Genomic DNA, 20,632 nt, shown 5'->3' on the forward strand with positions numbered 1-20,632 from the left:
CTCCTCGCCGATCCGTGGGCGGCCTTCGTGCCGACCGACACCCGGTGCGAGGGCGGCGGGCCCGGTGTGCGGCGAGCGGCGCGGGCGCCCGGCCGGGGCGGGCGCCCGCCCGCAGGTGCCCGGCCCGTCCGGCGGGTCGCGCGCGAACGGGCGCCGCGCCTCGACGATCCCGAGATGCGTGCGCTGCTCGACGCGCCCCGGCCGCCGCTGCTCGGCGGGCGGCCGCTCGGGCTCGGCGCCCGGCCGGTCGCGGACGGCGACGCCCGGCCGCCGCTGCTCGGGACCACCCGGAGCGCGCCACCGGGCACCCGGCCGGCCGGCGACGCCGCGGCGGGGCGGGGGCGGCACGCCCGCCGCAAGGGGGGACGGTCGCCGTCGGGGCGGTTCCTGCTGCGGGCCGCGGTGGTGACGGCGGGGCTGACGGCCGTCGGGGCGGTGCTCGGTCTCGTACGGGACCAGATCCTCGCCGGGTACTTCGGGGCGGGCGCCGAGACCGACGCGTTCCTGGTGGCGTGGACGGTCCCGGAGTTCGCGTCGACGCTGCTCATCGAGGACGCGATGGCGCTGATCCTCGTACCGGCCTTCTCCCGGGCGCTGGCGCGCCGGACGGGGACGCTGTTCGGGGACCCGGTCCGGGCCCTCGTGCGGACCACGCTGCCCCGGCTGGTGCTCACGGTCGCGGCCGTCTCCGCGCTGCTCGTCGTCCTCGCGCCGCTCCTGGTGTCCGCGCTCGCGCCCGGCCTGCCCGATCCGCAGCTCGCGGTGGACTGCACCCGGCTCACCGCCACGTGCGTGCTGTCGTTCGCGCTGGCCGGCTACTGCTCGGCGGCGCTGCGCGCGCACGGCTCGTTCCTGCCACCGGCCGCGATCTACGTGGCGTACAACGTCGGTATCATCGGCACCACCCTCGTGCTGCGCGAACCGCTCGGGGTGCGGTCGGCCGCGGCCGGGGTGGCGGTCGGCGGGGTGCTGATGGTGCTCGTCCAGGCGCCCTCGCTGCTGCGGGAGTTGCGGACCCGGCCGGCCCGCGGCGAGGAGCCGCGGCCCGCCCCGCCGGGCGACGGGCGGCTGCTCGTGTTCGGGATGATCGCACCGGTCGTCGTGTTCGCGCTGTCCCGGCAGTCGCAGATCCTCATCGAACGCTTCCTCGCCTCGCCGCTGCCCGCGGGCGCGATCTCGCACCTGAACTACGCGCAGAAGGTCGCGCAGATGCCGATGATCCTCTCCCTGATGCTGTGCACGGTCAGCTTCCCCGTCGTCGCCCGCGCCCTGGCGGCCGGAGAGGCGGAGGAGGCCCGCCGACGGGTGGAGCGGGATCTGCTGCTGGCGGCGGTCGTGGTGCTGGTCGGCGCGTCGACGGTGGTCGCCGCCGCCCCGCAGATCGTCGAGATCCTGTTCCAGCGCGGCGCGTTCGCCCCCTCCGACACGGCCGCGACGGCCGCCGTCATGCGGGTGTACGCGCTCGGGCTGCTCGGCCAGACGATGGTGGGCGCCCTGGTCCGCTGCTACTTCTCCGCCGCCCGCCCGCTCTGGTACCCCGCCGCCGCGATGGGCTCCGGGCTCGCCGCGACCGCCGTCACCGGGGTGGCCGGCGCCCATCTGTGGGGGGCCGCCGGCATCGCGGGCGCCAACGCCTTCGGCATCACCCTGACCGCCGTGATGCTGCTGGCGGGCGCCCACCGCCAGTCCGTCCCGGTCGACGTGCGGCGGCTCGGGAAGGGCCTGCTGCGGCTGGCCCTCGCCGGCGCCTGGGCCACCGGGGCCGGATGGCTGAGCTCGGTCCTCGTCGGCCCGCCCGTGCTCGCCGTCGCCGTCGCAGCCGCGGTGGTGACCGGCGTGTTCCTGCTGTTCGTCGCGTGCGCCGCCAAGGCGCCCGAGATCCCGCCCCTGCCCCGCTTCCCCCGTGGGAGGACCCTCCATGCCCGCACCGGCCGTACTGCGTCGTCTGCTGCCGAAGCCTCCCCTGTGGGTGGCGATGTACCACTCGATCGCGGACGTCGCCGATGATCCGTACAAGGTGACCGTCTCCCCCGTGCGCTTCGCCCGGCAGCTGCACTGGCTGGGCGACCGCGGGCTGCGCGCGGTGTCCGTGCGGGAGCTGCTGGCGGCGGCCGCCGCGGGGCGGGAGCGCGGTCTGGTCGGGCTGACCTTCGACGACGGGTACGCCGACTTCCTGGAGTCGGCGGTGCCGCTGCTGCGCCGGCACGGCTTCACGGCGACGGTGTACGTGCTGCCCGGGCGCCTCGGCGGCGCCAACTCCTGGGACCCGCACGGCCCGCGCAAGGAGCTCCTCGACGAGGACGGCATCCGCCGGGCGGCCGCCGCCGGCATGGAGATCGGCTCGCACGGCCTGCACCACGTCCCCCTCACCGACACCGACGACGCCACGCTCGCCGCCGAGACCCGGCGGAGCCGGCAGCTGATCGAGGACATCACCGGCGACACGGTGGACGGCTTCTGCTACCCGTACGGGGCGGTGGACGCGCGGAGCGTACGGGCCGTCCGCAAGGCCGGTTACGCGTACGCCTGCGCGATCGACCCGGGCCCGATGTCCGGTGCCTACGCGCTGCCCCGCATCCACATCGGCGAGGCGGACACCCCCTGGCGGCTCGCCGCGAAACGGACCCTGCATCCGCTGCGGCGCCGTCGGCCCGCCGATCTCGTCCGCGCGCGCAGCGGCCCGGCCCGGGCGGTCCTGTCGTGAAGGTGCTGCACGTCATCACCGGCCTCGGGATCGGCGGCGCCGAGCAGCAGCTGAGGCTGCTGCTGAGGCACCTGCCGGTGCGCAGCGGCGTGGTGACCCTGACCAACCCGGGCGCGGTCGCCGACGGCATCGAGGCGGACGGCACCCCGGTCACCCATCTCGGCATGACCGGGAACCGGGACGTGGGCGCGCTGCCCCGGCTCACCCGGCTGATCCGGCAGGGCGGTTACGACCTGGTCCACACCCACCTGTACCGGGCCTGCGTCTACGGCAGGCCGGCCGCCCGGCTCGCCGGGGTGCGGTCCGTCATCGCGACCGAGCACTCCCTCGGCGACGTCCAGATCGAGGGCCGGCCGCTGTCGGCGGGCACCCGGGCGCTGTACCTGGCGACCGAGCGCCTCGGCACCTCCACGGTGGCCGTGTCGCCGAGCGTGGCGCGCCGGCTCGCGGACTGGGGCGTCGCCCCGTCCCGTATCCGGGTGGTGCCGAACGGCATCGAGACGGCCCGCTTCGCCTTCGACCCGCGCGCCCGCACGATGACCCGGGCGGCGCTCGGGCTGCCCGCGGACGCCTTCGTGGTCGGCGGGGTGGGGCGGCTCACGGCCGGCAAGCGCTTCGACCGGCTGGTCCGCGCGGTGGCGTCGGTGCCGGAGGCGCGGCTGCTGCTGGTCGGCGAGGGCGACCGGCGGGCGGAGCTGCTGCGGCTGGCCGGGGAGTGCGGGGCGGCCGGCCGGGTGCTGCTCGCGGGCGCGTTCCCCGACCCGCCGACGGGCCCGGCGGGCGGGCGGCCCGATCTGCCGTCGCTGCTCGCCGCGATGGACGTCTTCGTGTCCACCTCCCCCGACGAGACCTTCGGTCTCGCGGTCGTCGAGGCGCTGGCCGCGGGACTGCCCGCGCTGTACGTGGCCTGCCCGGCGATCGACGACCTGCCGGCCGGTGCGGCGCCGGGCGCGCGGCGCATCGGCCCGGACGTGCCCGAGCTGGCCGGCGCGCTGCGCGAACTGCTCGCGGCGCGCGGCGCCCGGGGCGCCGGCGCCTCCGGGAACCCCGGCCCGCCGGGCCGGCTGCCGCCGCCCGAGGCCGTCCGCCGCTACGACATCGCGCACAGCGCCCGGCAGTTGCTGACCCTCTACCACCAGGCCGTCCACGGCCCCCGCCCTTCCGTGAAGTGAGAGCTGCTCCATGAGTCCTTTTCCCCTCGCCCCCGCCCGCTGGATGGTGCTGCCCGCCGCCGTGCTGGCCGGCGCGGCCCTCGGCGGCGGCTACGGCGCCGTGAAGACCCCGCAGTACGCGGCGACCAGCTACGTCATCGTCGTGCCGGCCGAGAAGTCCGACCCGTCGGCCGCGCTCGGCTTCGCCCAGGCGTACGGCCGGGTCGCCACGGACATCGCGGTCACCGGCGACGCCCAGGTGTGGGCCGGGGTCCCGGCGGCCACGCTGCGCTCCGACGTGCAGGCCGCGACCTCGCCGGACGCGCCGATGATCTCGATCACCGCGCGGTCGGCGAAGCCGTCGACGGCGGTGTCGATGGCCGACGCCGTGGCCCGCGCGCTGATCACCGACAGCTCGCACGTCGCCGCGAACACGGGCGTCAGGGTCGTCCAGTTCTCGCGGGCGACCAAGCCGGTCACCCCGGTGTCGCCGTCCGCGGCCCTGTCGGCGCTGGTCGGCGCGTGCGGTGGTGGGCTGCTCGGCGGACTCGGCCTGCTCGTCCGGCCGAAGCGGGCCGTGCGCGCCGAGGCGCGGCACTCCCGGCAGGCGACGGTGCCGGGTCCGTCGACGGCCGCCCAGCCGGCGTCGGAGGCGGTGTGACCGGCAGACCGGCCCTCACCGGGACGACGCCCGCACTGCGCGCCGAGGTGTGCCGGGACGGCGCGGAGTTCGGCCGGCTCGGCGCCGAGTGGACCGAGCTGTACGCCCGTTGCGTCACCGCGACGCCGTTCCAGTCCCACGCGTGGCTGCACTCGTGGTGGCTGTCGTACGGACGGCCCGGCGCCCTGCGGGTGGTGCTCGTACGCCGGGCGGACGGCACGCTCGTCGCGGCCGCACCGCTGATGCGGGCCCCGGGCCCGCTGCCGGTGCTCACCCCGCTCGGCGGCGCCATCACCGACTTCACCGACGTGCTCCTCGACGACGCCTGTCCCGAGGCGGTGCCCGCGCTCGCCGCGGCCCTGGCCCGGGCGGCGCGCGGCACGGTGGTCGACCTGCGCGAGGTCCGGCCCGGCGCCGCCCTCGAACGCGTCTACGAGGCCTGGCGCGGCCCGCGGCGGCGGCTCGCGGACTCGCTGTGCCTGGAGCTGCCCGCCGTCCCGATGGAGGCGCTGCTCACCCGCATCCCCTCGGGCAAGGCCCAGCGGGTCCGGGCGAAGTTGCGCAAGCTCGACGCGCTCGGCATCGACGAGCGCGTCGTCACCGGCCCCGAGGTGCCGGCCGCGCTGGAGCGCCTGCTCGCGCTCCACCGACTGCAGTGGCGAGGCCGGGGCGTCACCGCCGAGCACACCAGCGAGCGCTTCGCCCAGCACCTGGCGCGGGCGGTACGGCCGATGGTCGAGCGCGGCGACGCGATGGTCACCGAGTTCCGCCTGGACGGCGACGTGGTGTGCGCCGATCTCACCCTGATGTCGCCGCGGCTCGCGGGCGGCTACCTCTACGGCGCCGATCCGGCGCTGCGGGCCCGCAAGGTGGACGTGGCGGCGATGCTGCTGCGCCACGGGGCGCGTGAGACCAGCGCGAGCGGCCGGGCCACGCTGAGCATGCTGCGCGGCACCGAACCGTACAAGCACCACTGGCGGCCCGAGACCGTGCCCAACCAGCGCCTGATGCTCGCGGGACGGGCCACCGCCCCGCTGCTGTGGCTGCGGGCCGGTGCGGCGGAGGGCCGGCGCCTGCTGGCCCGGCAGGCGCGGGAGCGCGCGTGGGTGGGCCGGCTGCTCGGCCGGCGGCGGCCCGGGACGCCGAACGGCGGCGGAGGGTGAGTCCCTCCGCCGCCGCGGGGAGCCGCCGGGAACGGGTCAGAAGGGCCAGACCCCGTTCAGCGCGCCCTTCCAGTCGAGGCCCGGACCGCCCGGCGTCGTGACGGGCTTCACGGGCTTCACGGGCTTCTTGACCGGCTCCTTCAGGGCGTCCTTCCAGAGGTCCTTCCAGGAGTCGTCCTTGGGGACGCAGATCGGGGCGCCGATCCAGTTCTGGATCCATGAACCGAGGTTCAGGGTCCAGCAGGTGGGCTCGGGCTTCGGCTCAGGCTTGGGTTCCGGCTTGGGTTCCGGCTTCGGCTCGGGCTTGGGCTCGGGCTTCGGCTCCGGCTTCGGCTTCGGCTCGGGCTTCGGCTCCGGCTTGGGTTCCGGCTTCGGCTCGGGCTTCGGCTCCGGCTTCGGCTCGGGCTTCGGCTCCGGCTTGGGTTCCGGCTTCGGCTCGGGCTTCGGCTCCGGCTTGGGCTCGGGCTTCGGCTCGGGCTTGGGTTCCGGCTTCGGCTCGGGCTTCGGCTCCGGCTTCGGCTCGGGCTTCGGCTCCGGCTTCGGCTCCGGCTTCGGCTCGGGCTTCGGCTCCGGCTTCGGCTCGGGCTTCGGCTCCGGCTTGGGCTCCGGCTTGGGTTCCGGCTTCGGCTCAGGGACCGTCGGGTCCGTGGGCTCGGTCGGCTCGGTCGGCTCGGTCGGCTCCGTGGGCTCGGTCGGCTCCGTCGGGTCCGTGGGCTCCGTCGGGTCCGTCGGCTCGGTCGGGACCTGCGGCTCCGCGCCGTACAGCATCTGGCGGAAGACCTCCGACGACTGCGGGTTGTCGTCGCACTGCCAGACGCCGTGCGGGCAGTAGTCGGTGATCGTGTGGTAGAGCGGCCGGTGCTCCGTCATCCATGCGAGCATCCGCCGCATGTACTCCGGGTTGTCGCCGTTCCGGAAGAGGCCCCACTCCGGATAGGAGATCTGCTTCTTGTGCGCGGCGGCGAAATCGACCTGCGCCTGCAGGCCGTACGGCTCGCGTACGTGCTCGTCGAAGCTGGATCCCGGCGGCTGGTCGTACGAATCCATCCCGATGATGTCGACGACGTCGTCACCGGGATAGCACTCCGTCCACGGAATCGCGTCCCGGCCCCGGCTCGGATTGAAGTCGAAACGGAATTCCTGCCCCGGCACGGAACGCATCGCGGTCACGATGCGCGTCCAGTACCCCTTCCAGGCCGTCGGATCCGGCGCACACCGGTGGGTGTACGTCGTGCCGTTCATCTCCCAGCCGAGGTCGATCACCGTGTCGGCGGCGCCCAGGTCGACCAAGCGCTCGGCGAGCCGCTGGAAGTGGTGGTCGTAGCGGCCGGCGGCGCCCAGCCGGAGCTGGCGGCGCACCTCCTGGTCGGAGACGCCGGCCTCGTTCCGCTCCAGCATCGGCACGTTCAGGACGAACATGCGGTCGGCGCGCTCGTTCCGCCAGGCCGCCCAGGCGTCCAGGAAGCCGGGCGGGCCCTCGATGTTGGACCAGAGGTCGCCGGGCAGGTACGTGTGACCGACCCGCAGCTCATGACCGCCGAGCCACCGTTCCAGCTGAGCGATCCGGGCCACCCCGATCGGTCCGGATTCCAGGAAGGCTCCCATGGCGCCCGACAGAGTCGGTCGGGGGTCCCGGGTCGTTACGGATTCGGATGCGGCGGCGGCGCGAGCGTGAGCGGGGGACGACAGCACGACAGAACCTGACGCGAGGAGACCGGCGGTGAACACCCCCAGCCATGCTCTGGAGTTTCTTCGCTTTCGGATGCCCATGGCAGGCCTTCTCTCTCTCGCGCCACGTGATGGACCGTCAATCTGATGTTCCGAAAGTATTCCTAATGAGCCGACCGAGAACTCCGCCGCGACCTGATCAATAGTCCATCAGTGGATTTCATCGCCCAGTTGGGGCACTCGAGACGAAGGACATGCCGTGCCGAGTTTTGACACCCGCGTCCCCGCGGTCCTCGTGCGACTCGACGACCATCCCTTTCACCACGGCACGCTCGGCGCCGTGCGGTCCCTCGGACGGGCGGGCATCGCGGTGCACGCGGTGGTCGAATCCCCCACCGGGCCCGTCGCCCGCTCCCGCTACCTCCGCCGCGCCCACCCGCGCCCCGCCCTGCCCTCGCCGGCCGAGCTCACCCGGCTGCTGCTGCGGGTCTCCGGGGAGCTGTCCGGCACCACGTCACGTCCCGCACTGCTCGTAGCCCTCGACGACATCGCCGCCGTGTCCCTCGCCGAGTGCCGGCCCGAGCTCGCCGGACGCTTCCTGCTGCCCGACCAGTCGTCCGAGCAGCTGGCCCGGGTCTCCGACAAGGTGCAGCTGGCCCGGACCTGCCGGACCCTGGGCCTGCCCCACCCCCGCACCGAGGTCCCCACCAGCACCGACGAGGCCGCCGCGATGGCCCGGGCGCTCGGCATCCCGGTGATCGCCAAGTGGAGCCGTCCCTGGCTGCTGCCGGCCGGCGGCGGGCTGCACAGCACCGCCGTCCTGGGCTCGCTCGCCGAGGTCCGCGCACTGTACGCGCGCACCCCGCAGGCCGGCAGCAGGCTGCTGCTCCAGCGGCTGCTGCCCGCCGGGCGCGGACTCGACTGGTTCTTCCACGGATACGTGGACTCCGCCGGCCGCTGCCCGACCGGGGCGACCGGCCGCAAGGAGCGCTCCTGGCCCGAGGGGGCCGGACTCACCGCGGTGGGGCGCTGGACGCCCAACCCCGCGGTGGACACCCTGGCCCGGGAACTGCTCGCGGCGCTCGGCTACCGGGGCGTGTGCGACCTGGACTTCCGGCTCGACCGGGCCACCGGCGCCTACCACCTGCTCGACTTCAACCCGCGCCCCGGCGCCCAGTTCCGGCTCTTCGCGGACCGGAACGGGCTCGACGTGGTCCGCGCCATGCACCTGGACCTCACCGGCCGTCCGGTGCCCGCGTACCTCCCCGCCCACGGACGCCGCTTCGTCGTGGAGAACTACGCGGTCATGTCGTGCCTCTCCTCGCCGCGCCGCCGGTACGCGGCGGACCGGAGCGGCCGCGAGACGGCCTGGTTCGCGGTCGACGACCTCGCCCCCGCGTTCGCGATGCTGCGGCTCTGGTGCGCCCACGCCCTGCGCAGAGGGCTGCTCACGCTCCGCCGGAGACTCCGTGTCCGGCGTCCGGCGCGCCTGCCGCCCGGCGCCCCCTGACACACCGGAGGCCGGCCCCGGGGAGCGTGGTGGACACTCCCCGGGGCCGGCCCCTTCCGGCGGACGCCGGAGCAGCGCGGCGTCAGGCGTTGACGCAGGTGTTGAACGCCGCCGGGTTGAGCAGACCGATGACGTTCACGCTGTTGCCGCAGACGTTGATCGGCGCGTGGATCGGGATCTGGACCACGTTGCCGGACAGGACGCCCGGGGAGCCGATGGCTGCGCCCTCGGCGTACGAGTCGGCCATCGCGGGAGCGGCGGCACCCATGGCCATGAGCAGACCGGCGACGACGACCGCAGCCTTCTTGCACTTCATTTCGTCTGGATCCTTTCTGCGGCGGAAGAGAATTCACGGCTTTCGTGATGTGCGGGTACGCAAGCGCCCCCGCCTTCCACTGCACAGTTGCCAACGACCCTGCCACGAAAAAGAAACCGGCTGCTGTCGCGAACTGCCTCGTTCACTCCATTGGATTGCCCTGCACCGCTCAATGCGGCCAGATAGGTGTTCTCATCAGCCGCTCCCACTCGCGGTCCGGCATGCCGGGCACGGCCCGGCCGGCCCTCATCCACTGGTGCGCCAGCAGGGAATAGACCGGAAACGGCTCCCTGTCGGCGGGTGGCGGGTCGGGCACATATCGGCTCTTCGGAATGAAGGCCATCCGCTCCCATTTCCCGGGATCGGGCGCCATATTCGCTCCTTCCTCTGGGGTTCCGGCATCATGACACAGCGCCGACGGGAGAGTGATTCGACCGGTCCCCGCCGCGTCGCGTACCTGTGTGCGAGACCGCCCGAATTAACGTTCCGGCATGAATTCCGCGCACGCCCGCCCCCGCAGTCGCGGCCGCGGCCGACGGCTGCTGCTCCTGACCACGGCGCTCGCCGCCCTCGGTTCCGGCGCACTCGCCGCGGCACCGGCTCCGCTGCCGGCCCCCTCGAAGGGCCTCAACATCCTGCTCGTCGGCATCGACTCCCGGGCCGGGGTGACCCCCGCGGAGCGCGAGAAGTACTTCCTGGGCGGCAAGGCCTGCGGATGTACGGACGTGATGATGCTGGTGCACGTCTCCGCCCGGTACGACCGGGTCAGCGTGGTGAGCCTGCCCCGTGACTCGCTCAGCGACTTCCCGGAGCACGTCGACCGGCGCACCGGCACGCTGCACGCCCCGCACCGGGCGAAGCTCAACGCGGCCTGGCGGGAGGGCGGGCCCGCCTTCGCCGTCGAGATGGTGGAGGCGAGGACCGGGCTCCCCGTCCACCGCTACCTCGAGATCGACTTCCGCCGGTTCATGGACGCGGTGAACGTCCTCGACGACGTGCCGATCTGCACCCGGACCCCGCTGAAGGACCCGAGCACCGGGCTCGACCTCGCACCGGGCACCCGCCGGGTCCACGGCGGCGAGGCCCTCCAGTACGTCCGCTCGCGCAAGGCCGACGGCCAGGCGGACTTCGGGCGGATCAAGAAGCAGCAGCGCTTCGTCGTCAACACGCTGCGCGAGCTCCGCACCGGCCTCCCCCTGGGGACGGACACGCTGCGCCGGTTCGCCGAGACCCTGCGCGGGGCGCCGGAGACCGAGCGCCAGATGAGCACGGCGGACCTGCTGGGGCTCGCGGCACGGCTGCGGAACCTCACCCCCGCGCGAACGGAGTTCGCCACCGTGCCGATCAAGAACATCAACCCGCTCATCCCCGGCATCGGCGCCACGGTCTCCTGGGACGTCGAGTACGCCGACGAGGTGTTCTCGCGGCTGGGCGCGGACAAGGGCCTGCCGAAGGCGCGCCCCGTACCGCAGAGCAGTACCCGCTGGGGCGAGTACGCGCCCTACGGAGGGGCGTCCGCCCTCTGCCCCTGAGGCCCCGCCCCGCGGGTCGTGCCGTCAGCCCCCGAGCTTGCGGGCGAGCAGCTCCGGATCCGTCGTCGGCGCGTCGCACACGAAGTGCCGGCAGACATAGGCGGCGGCCCGGCCGCCGACCAGCGGACGGTCCCGGAGCAGCGGGAACTCCCCGCCGTCGGGCAGCCCGGCGGCGAGGACCGCACCGGGGCTGCCGGCGTGCAGGGCGGTCCGGCGCAGGGCCCGGAAGCCCTCGTCGTCGGGGGCGCCGACCACGGCGATCTCGCGCGGCCCGTCGAGGAGTGCCTCGGCGACCGCGAGGCCCCAGCCGATGAAGCGGGGCGCGCGCGGTCCGAGCGCCTTGACCACGCCGAGGGCGGCCTCGGCGGCGTTCCGGTGGGCCTCGGAACCGGTGTGGGCCGCGTAGGAGAGGAGCGCGCCGGCGGCGGCGGTCCAGCCGGAGGGCGTGGCGTTGTCGGTCGGGTCCTGGGGGCGGCGGATCAGCGGCTCGGCGTCGTGCGCGGTGTCGTAGAGCGCGCCGCCCTCGGCCGTGAACCGGTCGAGGACGATGTCGAGGAGGAAGCCGGCGAACTCCAGCCACACGCCTTCGCCGGTGACGGACGCGAGGGCGAGGAAGCCCTCGGCGACGTCCGCGTAGTCCTCCAGGACCCCGGCGTTGGTGCCCGCGTGGCCGTCCCTGGAGGTACGGGTGAGCCGGGCGGAGTCGTCGAGGTGGACCCGGACGAGCAGGTCGGCGGCCTCGGTGGCGCGGTCGACGAGGTCGGGGCGGTCGAGGAGGGCGCCGGTCTCGGCGAGGGCGGCGATCGCGAGGCCGTTCCAGGCGGCGACGATCTTGTCGTCGCGGCCGGGCCGGGGGCGCTCGTCCCGGGCGGCCAGCAGGCGCTCCTTGATCGAGGCGATCCGCTCGGCGTCGGCGACCCCGGCGTCCTGCGGCAGCTGGAGCACGGAGGAGCCCTCTTCGAAGGTGCCCTCCTCGGTGACGCCGAAGTACCGGGCGGCGTAGCGGGCGTCGTCCTCGCCGAGGACGGCGGCCAGCTGCCCGGGGGTCCACACGTAATAGGCGCCCTCGACGTGCCTGCCACCGCCGTCGTCACTGTCCGCGTCGAGCGCGGAGGCGAACCCGCCCTCGGGGGTGCGCAGTTCGCGGACCATGAAGTCGGCGGTCTCCAGGGCGACCCGGCGCGCCAGGTCGCTGCCGGTGGCCCGCCACAGGTGCGCGTACACGCGGCACAGCAGCGAGTTGTCATACAGCATCTTCTCGAAGTGCGGCACGACCCACGCGCGGTCCACGGCGTAGCGGGCGAAGCCGCCGCCGAGCTGGTCGTAGATGCCGCCGCGGGCCATCGCCTCGCAGGTGGCGGCGGCCATCTGGAGCGCACCCTCGGCGCCCGTGCGGGCGTGGTGACGCAGCAGGAACTCCAGCGCCATCGACGGGGGGAACTTGGGCGCCCCGCCGAAGCCGGCGTCGGTGGCGTCGTAGTCGCGGGTCAGGCCGAGCAGGGCCTGGGCGAGCTCGGACTCGCCGGGCACTCCGTCGCCGCCGTACGCGAGCGAGCGGGCCGACAGGTCCCTGACGATCTTCCCGGCGACCTCGTCGACCTCGTCGCGGCGCTCGGTCCAGGCCCGGGAGACGCCGTCGAGGACGTCGGAGAAGGACGGCATGCCGTGCCGCGCCTCGGGCGGGAAGTAGGTGCCGAAGTAGAAGGGCTCGGCGTCCGGGGTGAGGAAGACGGTCATCGGCCAGCCGCCCTGACCGGTGGCGGCCTGCACGGCCTCCATGTACACGGCGTCGACGTCGGGGCGCTCCTCGCGGTCCACCTTGACGGCCACGAAGTGCTCGTTGACCAGGGCCGCGGTGGTCTCGTCCTCGAAGGACTCGTGGGCCATCACATGGCACCAGTGACACGCGGAGTAGCCGACCGACAGCAGAACGGGTACATCGCGCCGTTTCGCTTCCTCGAACGCCTCGGGTCCCCACGGCCACCAGTCGACCGGGTTGTCAGCATGCTGAAGCAGATAAGGCGAGGTCACACCAGCCAACCGGTTCATACGACCCAGCCTCTCACGCCGACACGGTCCTGCCGGTTCGACCCGGAAGCCCTCGCCCTGCTCGGCCGATCTGCACTCATGCGCCATCACGTGGCGCATACGGATCGCCCCTTGTGTACCCACGCCGCCCCTGCGGACGCTGGAGGTTCTGCCGCGGCCAGAAGCCGGTGCCCGGCTGGAAGCGGGCAGTACGCTGAGTCGGGCAGCACCGCATCCTCGAAGGAGGTACTCCATGTCCGCCGAGATGGTGGCGCCCGCGTGGATGCACTCGCAGATCAGCGCGGAGCAGTACGACTCCTGGTCCGAGGAGCAGTGCGCCGGCATCGAGATCGTGGACGGGATGGTGGTCGTGAGCCCGAGCGCCTCCAAGCGGCACAACCGGCTGGCCCGCCTCCTGGCCAACGCCCTGGATGCCGCCGCGGGCCCGGACTGGAACGCAGACACGGACTTCGACGTCCGCCTGCAGGACGTGCCGCTCACCAACCGCCGTCCGGACGTCATCGTCTACCGGGCGGACACCATCGACCTCACGCCCACCCGCCCCGAGCACGTGCTCCTGGTCGTCGAGGTCGTGTCGCCCGGCTCGGAGACCACCGACCGCATCGTGAAGGTGGACCAGTACGCCAAAGCCGGTATCCCCTTCTACTGGCGCATCGAGCAGGCCGCCACCGGCGTTCCGATCGTCTACACCTACGTCCTCGACCCGGCCACCAGGGCCTACCGGGACGGCGAGGTGTTCACCGGCACCGTGAAGGCCACCGCGCCGTTCCCTGTCACGGTCGACCTCGGGGCCCTGTGAGCAACGAGGAATCGCCCGCGCCCTCGGCGCCTCCGACGCCCTGTGGGCTGAGGCATGTCCGCAACCGGGGACCTCTGGGCATCGGCCCCCAGCTCGGACCGGACCCGTCGTAGGCGGTCCGGAGGGAGGGTGGACAGCTTCGGCCAGGTGCCGGCCTGTACGTTCTCGCCGGGGACGAGCCGCGTGGGGAGCCACCCCCGCTTCATGCCCGTCACCCTGATCGCGTGGCGTCGTCAGCGGATCACCACGTCGTCGTGATCACTGGCGACGACCTTGCCGTCCTTGACGATCCATACCTCCACGTCGTGCCGACGCTGAGGAGCACCGGGTCGTCACGCCGCCGGGCCTCCTCGAACGCCTCGGCCGACCAGGGCCACCGGTCCACCGGGGTGTCGGCGTGCTGGAGGAGGCAGGGGAGGTCTCATGGGCTGTTCGGCATGTCCCCGTCCTCGCGCACGCGGGAAGCTCGCGTCCGGGGGAAACACCGCCCGTACGCCACGGGTGGGCCGGGCGCGAACGGGGCACGGATACGGGGAAGGCCCCGTTCCTCGCACTGGCTCTGCGAGGAACGGGGCCGCCCGACGCGGCAGCGGAGATCAGCCGCCGACGTTGCCGTTCTGCGAGAGGACCTCGCCCAGGATGTGCGACAGGGCGTCGTCGCCCTTCTGCTGCACGGAGTTCTGGGTGCAGGTCTGGTTCGACATCGGGTTGCCGAGGACGTCCTGGACGGCGATCGGGACACCGATGAGGGCGCCGATCGGAACCTGGGCCTCGACCTTCTGGACGTCGAAGCAGTGCAGGACGCCACCGTTGACGAGACCGAAGTTCGGGCTCATGTAGCCACCGGTGGAGTTGCTGCCGATGGACTGCTTCGACTGGTTGCCGATGATGTTGGCGCTGCCGCCGTCGTTGCCGGCCGCCATCGCCGTGGTCGCGGACATGCCGGCGACGGTGGCCGCAACAGCAGCGGTAGCAAGAACCTTCTTGATCACGAGTCTTCCTTCTTGAGCTCGATGGCCCGGAACTGCTCCGTTGACCGAAGCGTCCTGATCAACTCCCCCGGGAAGGATTGGTTCCGGGGCGTCACTCGGACGCGGTATTCAGCACATGAACGCCATCGGACGGGAGGTCGACGGCCAGCCGTTCGGTGGGCTGCCCGGCGGGGCGGAATCCCTTGGGATCACCGGCCCGTGGCGCCGATCCCTCGCTTCGGCGCGGCTCGCGCAGGACACTTGGGGCCGGACTGTTCGAGCCGGGAGCGAATCCGGGCGCGCCGCGGGCGCGGCACGGGCGGGGCCGGCGAGCGGAGGGGGAACGGGGATGCGGGACAGCCACCGGGCCGAAGCCGAGCGGCTGTTGGCACGGGCCGTCGAGGAAGAGGTACGGCACTCGGGGGGTCGCCTGGACGCGGCGGCACTCCTGTCGCGCGGCCGGGCCGCGCTCGACACGATCGCGGAGTCCTCGGCGGAGGAGTACGCGGCCTTTCTGCGGGCGGTGGAGGCGGCGGAGGCCGGCCCGGCCGCGCCGGCCGACCTGAGGACGCCCGCCGTGGTGACGGCCGTCGCGGCCGCCGCGGCGGTCGGCGGTGACCTGGCCCTCGGTACGGCGGCGGGCACGGCGTTCGGCGCGGGCGCCGTGGTCGCCGTGGCCGGTGCGGCGGCGGCCGCGCTGAGGGCCGGGGCGGGACGCCGGGTGGCCGCGCACCGCAGGGCCGGGGCGGCCGGCCGGCCGGGCGGGGTCGAGCAGTTGCGGCTGCGCTGGCTGACGGCCCTGGAGGTGCGCGGCGTGCGCCCGTTCCTGGAGCAGCAGCGAGTGCTGCCGGGGACGGCGGGGCAGTCGCCGAAGAAGGTGGTGGAGCGCCTGCGGGGCACGGACCGCAGTGCGGCGGCCCGGAGGCGTACGGTCCTGGAGCAGTCCTTCGGGCATCTGCCCGCGCCGGACGGCCCGTTCGCGGGGCGGCGGGCGGAGCTGGCGCAGATCACCCGGTGGGTGCAGGCGGGCCGGGCGGCGACGACGACCCGGCCGACGGTGGTCGTGCTGTCCGGGGCGTCCGGCTCCGGTCGTACGACGCTGGCGGTCCGGGCGGCCCACGCGCTGCGGGACCAGTTCCGCGGGGCCTGTGTGGTGGACCTGCGGGGCGGTGCGACGCGCGGCGGGAAGCCGCTCTCGACGCGGGAGGCGCTGCTGCACCTGCTGAACCGGCTGGGTGCGCCGCGCGACCAGCTGCTGTTCCGGGAGGGCGCGTCGGCGGAGCAGCAGGTGCGGCGGCTCGCCGAGCTGTACCACCGGCATCTGACGGGGCTCGCGGTGGCCCTGATCCTGGACGACGCGGTGGACGCGGAGCAGGTGCGGGCGCTGCTGCCGGAACGCTCCGACAGTCTGGTGCTGGTGACCTGCCGGGAGCCGCTCGACCTGGGCGCGGACGTGCCGGCCTCGGTGCACCTGCTGCCGGTGACGGCGCTGGACGCGTCGGGCGCGGAGGAACTGCTCGGCGAGGCGGCGCGCGTCGGGGGGCCGGCCGGCGGGGCGGACCTCGACCGGGTGCGGGAGCTGTGCGGGGGCCTGCCGCTGGCGCTGCGGACGGCGGGGGCGGTGCTCGGCGGGCGGACCGTGGCGGACGTCGGCGCGTTCCTGGAGGCGGCCGGCGCGGAGGCCGGCCCGGTGGAGCGGGCGCTGGCGGTGGGCTACGAGCAGGTGCTCGACGAGGACGGGCGGAGGCTGCTGCGGCGGCTCGCGCTCGCCGGGCGGGCGTCGCTGGGGGCGGCCGCGGCGGCGGCGCTGCTCGGCGGCACGGGCGCGGAGGGCGCCCGGCTGCTGGAGGAGCTGGCGAGGGCGGGGCTGCTCGACCACGTGCGGGGGAAGCGCTACCGGCTGCACGACGCGGTGCGGGGGTTCGCGGCCGCGCGGCTGGCCGGCGAGGAGGACCCGGCGGAGGTCGCCGCGGCGCAGGAGCGGCTGATCCGGAACTACGCGGAGCTGGCGGACGCGGTGATCCGGATGGTCGACGGCAAGATGTCGACGCGTGCCGGCCGCTTCGACGGGCACGGTTTCGGGTCGCTGGAGGCGGCGCTGCGCTGGCTCGACGAGGAGTCCAGCTTCATCACGGCGGCGCTGCGGCACGCGGAGGGCGTCGACCAGCAGACGGTGCTCGATCTGCTGGGCGCGCTGTGTGACTACTGCCTGCTGCGCGGGGACCTGTACCGGCTGGGCGAGATCAACGAGCTGACGGACGCGGTGGGGCAGGGCCTGCTGTCCCGGTCCGTGCAGTGGCGGACGGGTATCGCGGCCCGGCAGCTGGGGGAGCTCGACAAGGCGCGGACGACGCTGACCTCGGTGGTGTCCCTCTATCAGGAGGCCCATCAGGATGCGGGCGCGGCGCTCGCCCTCTGCTCGCTCGGGATCACCCTGCACCACCAGGGCAATCTGGCGGAGGCGGCGGCCCGGCTGCGGGAGGCGCTGGCGCTCCAGGAGCCGGCGTCGCTGGCCGCCGACCGCGGCTGGACGCTGCACGCGCTGGCGGCGGTCGAGCGGGACCGGTCGAATCTGGCCGAGGCCCTGACGCTGCTCGACGGGGCGCTCGCGCTGCACCAGGAGCACGAGTCGCTGCACGGCGAGGCCTGGGCGCACTTCCAGCGGGGCCAGGTGTCGCTGCGCACGGGCGACGTGGCACGGGCGGAGGAGGACCTGCGGCAGGCGCTCGACCAGTACGGGCGGACGCAGGACGGCCGCGGCGAGGCGTGGGCGCTGACCCAGCTGGCCCGGGCTCGGCTGGTCGACGGGGACGCGGCCGCGGCGGTGGACGGGCTGCGCCAGGCGCTGTCCCGGCACCGGGAGCAGGAGGACGCGCGGGGCGAGGCGTGGACGCTGTACTACCTGGGGCACGCCCTGGAGGAGCGGGGCGACCGGGACCAGGCGGTGCGGGAGCTGGAGCGGGCCCGCTCCATGTTCTCCCGGATGCGCGACGTCTACGGCCTGGCATGCGCCCGCCATCATGCGGGCCGGGTCACCCGCGACCAGCGGGCCGCCCGGACCGGCAATCTGCGCAACTCCGGCTTCGCCCGTCAGCTCCTGATGGACGCGCGGGCCGACTTCCGCCGCATCGGGGTGGCCCACGGCGAGGCCTGGACCTGCCTGGAGCTGGCGATCGTCGACGCCGGCAACGGCCGCGGCACGCAGGCCCTCGAACTGTGCGGGGAGGCGGACCGGCTCTTCGCCTCGTACGGCGACCGCAGGGGCGCCGACTGGGCCCGCTTCCTGCGCTGCACGCTGCTGCCCGACCCGGTAGCCGCCCGGGAGGAGCTCGCGTCCCTGGCCGCATCCCGGCATCCGGCCCGCGACCCGCGCCTGGAGGACTGCGCCGAGGCGTACGCCCTGGTCCTGGACCGGGGCACTCCGCCGGACGCGGGCTGGCAGGCCTGGTCCCTGGGCATGGTGCCGGGACGGCAGGCGCGGGAGGTCCTGGGCGTGCCGGTGGAGACGGCGTAGGGCGCGCCCCACGGGCCGGGCCGGGGCTCCGGGGCGTACGCCTCAGGCCGGGCCGGGACGCCGGAGCGTGCCCCACGGGCCGGACCGGGGCGCCGGGCCGTACGCCTCAGGCCGGACCGGGACGCGCCGGGCCGGGCCGTGTGCCCGGCCCGGTCCGGAGGTGCCCGGTGGGCCAGGGGCGCGCGGGTGCGGGCCGGCCGGGGACAGCGCTCGTACGGGCCCCGGGCGGTCCCGGGGCCCGTACGCGCGCCCGGCGCTACTTCTGGGCGCTCTCGGGAGCCGCGCCGGCGGTGGCCGGGTCCGGGGCCTCCGCGAAGTCGATCTTGTGCATGTGGCGGTTCATCGACTTCATCAGACCCCAGACGGCCAGGGCCAGGACGGCGAAGACGATGAACCCGAGGACGCCGGGGGTGACCTTGTTCTCGTCCAGCTCCTTGGCGGCGAGCGGGGCGAGCTGGGTCAGTGCGAGGTGTGCGCTCATGCTAGGCATTGTCCCGGATGCCCGCGAAGAGGTCGCTCTCGGGGATGCTGCTGGCGACGAGGGACTTGCTGAGCTCGTACTCCTCGGTCGGCCAGACCTCCCGCTGGATGTCCATGGGCACCCGGAACCAGCCCCCGTCGGGGTCGATCTGGGTGCGGTGGGCGATCAGCGCCTTGTCGCGGATCTCGAAGAACTCCGAGCAGGGCACGAAGGTCGTGAGCGTGCGCTCCTTGCGCTCGAACTCGTCCCAGCGCTTCAGCCAGTCCCCGTAGGGGGACTCCAGGCCCCGGTCGAGGAGGGCCTGGTGCAGCGCCTCGGTGCGGGGACGGTTGAAGCCCTGGTTGTAGTAGAGCTTCAGCGGCTGGAAGACCGGGCCGAACTCGGCCTCCGGGTACTTCTCGCTGTCCGCCGCGCCGTCGAAGGCCACCATCGTGATCTTGTGGGTCATGATGTGGTCGGGGTGCGGGTAGCCGCCGTTCTCGTCGTAGGTCGTGACGACCTGCGGACGGAAGGCGCGGATCTTGCGGACCAGCTCGCCCGCGGCGGTGTCGACGTCCTCCAGGGCGAAACAGCCCTCGGGCAGCGGCGGCAGCGGGTCGCCCTCGGGCAGGCCCGAGTCGACGAAGCCCAGCCACTCCTGCCGGACGCCGAGGATCTCGCGGGCCTCGTCCATCTCCTTGCGGCGCACCTCGTGGATGTTCGCCTCGATGTACGGGTCGCCCTGGAGCTTCGGGTTGAGGATGGAGCCGCGTTCGCCGCCCGTGCAGGTCACCACCAGGACCTCCACCCCCTCGGACACATACTTGGCCATCGTCGCCGCGCCCTTGCTCGACTCGTCGTCGGGGTGGGCGTGAACGGCCATCAGTCGCAGCTGCTCAGTCAAGACTCATCCTCAGTGATTCGTCGCCTAGGGAGGTCTCTATAGTGACGGAATCGGGGGTGGGAAAATTCCGGCACCCCTGCGGCGAGAGGAACGACCATGAGCGCGGTGCGCGAGGGCCTGCCCGAGGGGCGCTACGGGCGCTCCGCGGACGAGCGCGCGGATCGCACGCTGAAGATCGTCGGCGCCGTGCTCGGCGCGGTCTTCCTCGTCGTGATGGGCTGGTTCGGCTGGTACTACGTCGTCGACAACAAGATCAGCGCAGAGATGATCAAGTTCGACGTCGTGAGCGCCGACGAGGTCCAGGTCCATCTGGAGATCCGCAAGGACGCCGACGCCAGGGGCGTCTGCACGCTGCGCTCGCGCTCCGAGGACGGGGCCGAGGTGGGCCGCAAGGACGTCCGGATCGACGAGCCGGGCGACCGCCTGGACCGGGTCTACTCGATCCGCACCACGGCGAACGCCACCAGCGCCGAGCTCATCGGGTGTACCGCCCGGTAGCGGTGGGTAGGGACCCGGGGATGAGCCTCGGCGGGTCACCCCGGTGACCTGGGGTGACGCGAATCCCGTGGTGTATGTCCTCCCGCTTTTCGCCACTCATTGTTAGGCTCGTGGTTTCGCCCGCTCGAAAGGCGCATGCTGAAGAGGCAGCCTTCCGCGCTGGGCGATGCTTTGTATATCCAGTACCTACGAGGAGCACCTGTGACCCAGACCAGCGACAACGTCACCTGGCTCACCCAGGAGGCGTACAACAAGCTCAGGGACGAGCTTGAGTACCTGTCGGGTCCCGCGCGTACCGAGATCGCCGCCAAGATCGCCGCAGCGCGCGAGGAGGGCGACCTGCGGGAGAACGGCGGGTACCACGCCGCCAAGGAGGAGCAGGGCAAGCAGGAGCTCCGGGTCCGCCAGCTCACGCAGCTCCTGCAGAACGCCAAGGTCGGCGAGGCCCCGGCGGACGACGGCATCGTCGAGCCCGGCATGGTCGTGACGATCGCCTTCGACGGCGACGAGGACGACACGATGACCTTCCTGCTCGCCTCCCGCGAGTACGCGAGCGGTGACATCGAGACCTACTCCCCGCAGTCCCCGCTGGGCGTCGGCGTCAACGGCAAGAAGGCCGGTGACGACGCGGAGTACGAGCTGCCGAACGGCAAGATGGCCATGGTGAAGATCCTCAGCGCGAAGCCGTACACCGGCTGAGCCTCTTTCGACCAGGCAGAAGGGCCGGACCCC

Annotated in this window: 17 protein-coding genes and 2 pseudogenes; 11 read left to right on the forward strand and 8 right to left on the reverse strand. The window is 73.8% G+C overall.

Features of this window, described 5'->3' with window-relative positions; genetic code table 11:
- The first annotated feature begins 174 nt into the window (after nt 1-174).
- Genes murJ through ACGF1Z_RS16290 form a run of 5 tightly spaced genes read left to right on the forward strand, consistent with a single transcriptional unit; the run spans nt 175 to nt 5,679 of the window.
- Entirely contained in the window at nt 175-2,007 is a 1,833-nt protein-coding gene (murJ, locus tag ACGF1Z_RS16270; protein ID WP_393005618.1) for a murein biosynthesis integral membrane protein MurJ, read from the forward strand.
- Nucleotides 1,919-2,704: a polysaccharide deacetylase family protein gene (locus ACGF1Z_RS16275; protein ID WP_393004377.1), complete on the forward strand. Its 786-nt coding sequence runs from the start codon at nt 1,919-1,921 to the stop codon at nt 2,702-2,704. The genes murJ and ACGF1Z_RS16275 overlap by 89 nt, the downstream gene beginning before the upstream one ends.
- Nucleotides 2,701-3,876, forward strand: a complete 1,176-nt coding sequence (locus ACGF1Z_RS16280; RefSeq protein ID WP_393004379.1) for a glycosyltransferase — start codon at nt 2,701-2,703, stop codon at nt 3,874-3,876. The genes ACGF1Z_RS16275 and ACGF1Z_RS16280 overlap by 4 nt, the downstream gene beginning before the upstream one ends.
- 10 nt (nt 3,877-3,886) lie before the next feature.
- Nucleotides 3,887-4,516 carry a lipopolysaccharide biosynthesis protein gene (locus ACGF1Z_RS16285; RefSeq protein WP_393004381.1) on the forward strand — a complete coding sequence of 210 codons (630 nt, stop codon included), beginning with the start codon at nt 3,887-3,889 and terminating at the stop codon, nt 4,514-4,516.
- Nucleotides 4,513-5,679, forward strand: coding sequence for a GNAT family N-acetyltransferase (locus ACGF1Z_RS16290; RefSeq protein WP_393004383.1), 1,167 nt, complete (start codon nt 4,513-4,515; stop codon nt 5,677-5,679). Before ACGF1Z_RS16285 ends, ACGF1Z_RS16290 begins: the two co-directional genes overlap by 4 nt.
- A gap of 624 nt (nt 5,680-6,303) precedes the next feature.
- Here the strand turns inward: ACGF1Z_RS16290 and ACGF1Z_RS16295 are convergent.
- A pseudogene (locus ACGF1Z_RS16295) lies at nt 6,304-7,449 on the reverse strand (glycoside hydrolase family 26 protein); the annotation flags it as partial.
- Between the two features lie 157 nt (nt 7,450-7,606).
- Between ACGF1Z_RS16295 and ACGF1Z_RS16300 the strand changes: the two are divergent.
- Nucleotides 7,607-8,857 carry an ATP-grasp domain-containing protein gene (locus tag ACGF1Z_RS16300; protein WP_393004385.1) on the forward strand — a complete coding sequence of 417 codons (1,251 nt, stop codon included), beginning with the start codon at nt 7,607-7,609 and terminating at the stop codon, nt 8,855-8,857.
- An 82-nt stretch (nt 8,858-8,939) separates the two neighbouring features.
- On the opposite strand, the gene ACGF1Z_RS16305 is transcribed toward ACGF1Z_RS16300, so the two are convergent.
- Both ACGF1Z_RS16305 and ACGF1Z_RS16310 read right to left on the reverse strand, forming a co-directional pair.
- Nucleotides 8,940-9,173, reverse strand: coding sequence for a chaplin (locus ACGF1Z_RS16305; RefSeq protein WP_393004387.1), 234 nt, complete (start codon nt 9,171-9,173; stop codon nt 8,940-8,942).
- A gap of 169 nt (nt 9,174-9,342) precedes the next feature.
- On the reverse strand, nt 9,343-9,546 hold the full coding sequence (locus tag ACGF1Z_RS16310; protein WP_393004389.1) for a hypothetical protein: 204 nt from the start codon (nt 9,544-9,546) through the stop codon (nt 9,343-9,345).
- A gap of 118 nt (nt 9,547-9,664) precedes the next feature.
- On the opposite strand from ACGF1Z_RS16310, the gene ACGF1Z_RS16315 reads away from it, so the two are divergent.
- Entirely contained in the window at nt 9,665-10,705 is a 1,041-nt protein-coding gene (locus ACGF1Z_RS16315; protein WP_393004391.1) for an LCP family protein, read from the forward strand.
- Nucleotides 10,706-10,729: 24 nt separating this feature from the next.
- Here the strand turns inward: ACGF1Z_RS16315 and ACGF1Z_RS16320 are convergent, their stop codons facing one another.
- The gene (locus tag ACGF1Z_RS16320) at nt 10,730-12,754 is read right to left on the reverse strand and encodes a thioredoxin domain-containing protein (RefSeq protein WP_393004393.1); all 2,025 of its coding nucleotides are present in this window, start codon (nt 12,752-12,754) and stop codon (nt 10,730-10,732) included.
- 232 nt (nt 12,755-12,986) lie between these two features.
- Between ACGF1Z_RS16320 and ACGF1Z_RS16325 the strand changes: the two genes are divergently transcribed.
- Nucleotides 12,987-13,553, forward strand: a complete 567-nt coding sequence (locus ACGF1Z_RS16325; protein WP_393004395.1) for a Uma2 family endonuclease — start codon at nt 12,987-12,989, stop codon at nt 13,551-13,553.
- Nucleotides 13,554-13,860: 307 nt separating this feature from the next.
- On the opposite strand, the pseudogene ACGF1Z_RS16330 reads toward ACGF1Z_RS16325, so the two are convergent.
- Nucleotides 13,861-13,938 (reverse strand): annotated as a pseudogene (locus tag ACGF1Z_RS16330) (hypothetical protein); the annotation flags it as partial.
- A gap of 211 nt (nt 13,939-14,149) precedes the next feature.
- Entirely contained in the window at nt 14,150-14,545 is a 396-nt protein-coding gene (locus tag ACGF1Z_RS16335; protein WP_365347908.1) for a rodlin, read from the reverse strand.
- Nucleotides 14,546-14,873: 328 nt separating this feature from the next.
- Here ACGF1Z_RS16335 and ACGF1Z_RS16340 point away from each other — a divergent pair, with 328 nt between their 5' ends.
- Nucleotides 14,874-18,038: a tetratricopeptide repeat protein gene (locus ACGF1Z_RS16340; RefSeq protein ID WP_393004397.1), complete on the forward strand. Its 3,165-nt coding sequence runs from the start codon at nt 14,874-14,876 to the stop codon at nt 18,036-18,038.
- 256 nt (nt 18,039-18,294) lie between these two features.
- On the opposite strand, the gene ACGF1Z_RS16345 is transcribed toward ACGF1Z_RS16340, so the two are convergent.
- Both ACGF1Z_RS16345 and mca read right to left on the reverse strand, forming a co-directional pair.
- Complete coding sequence (locus ACGF1Z_RS16345; RefSeq protein ID WP_393004399.1) at nt 18,295-18,528, reverse strand: hypothetical protein; 234 nt, start codon at nt 18,526-18,528, stop codon at nt 18,295-18,297.
- A complete protein-coding gene (gene mca / locus ACGF1Z_RS16350; RefSeq protein WP_393004401.1) occupies nt 18,521-19,402 on the reverse strand; it encodes a mycothiol conjugate amidase Mca in 882 nt (293 codons plus the stop codon). Before mca ends, ACGF1Z_RS16345 begins: the two co-directional genes overlap by 8 nt.
- 96 nt (nt 19,403-19,498) lie before the next feature.
- On the opposite strand from mca, the gene ACGF1Z_RS16355 reads away from it, so the two are divergent.
- Both ACGF1Z_RS16355 and greA read left to right on the forward strand, forming a co-directional pair.
- Nucleotides 19,499-19,900, forward strand: a complete 402-nt coding sequence (locus ACGF1Z_RS16355; protein ID WP_393004403.1) for a DUF4307 domain-containing protein — start codon at nt 19,499-19,501, stop codon at nt 19,898-19,900.
- Between the two features lie 201 nt (nt 19,901-20,101).
- The gene (gene greA, locus ACGF1Z_RS16360; RefSeq protein ID WP_393004405.1) at nt 20,102-20,599 is read left to right on the forward strand and encodes a transcription elongation factor GreA; all 498 of its coding nucleotides are present in this window, start codon (nt 20,102-20,104) and stop codon (nt 20,597-20,599) included.
- The last annotated feature ends 33 nt before the right edge of the window (nt 20,600-20,632 follow it).

This window comes from Streptomyces sp. NPDC048018, from assembly GCF_043202995.1.
GTDB lineage: Bacteria > Actinomycetota > Actinomycetes > Streptomycetales > Streptomycetaceae > Streptomyces.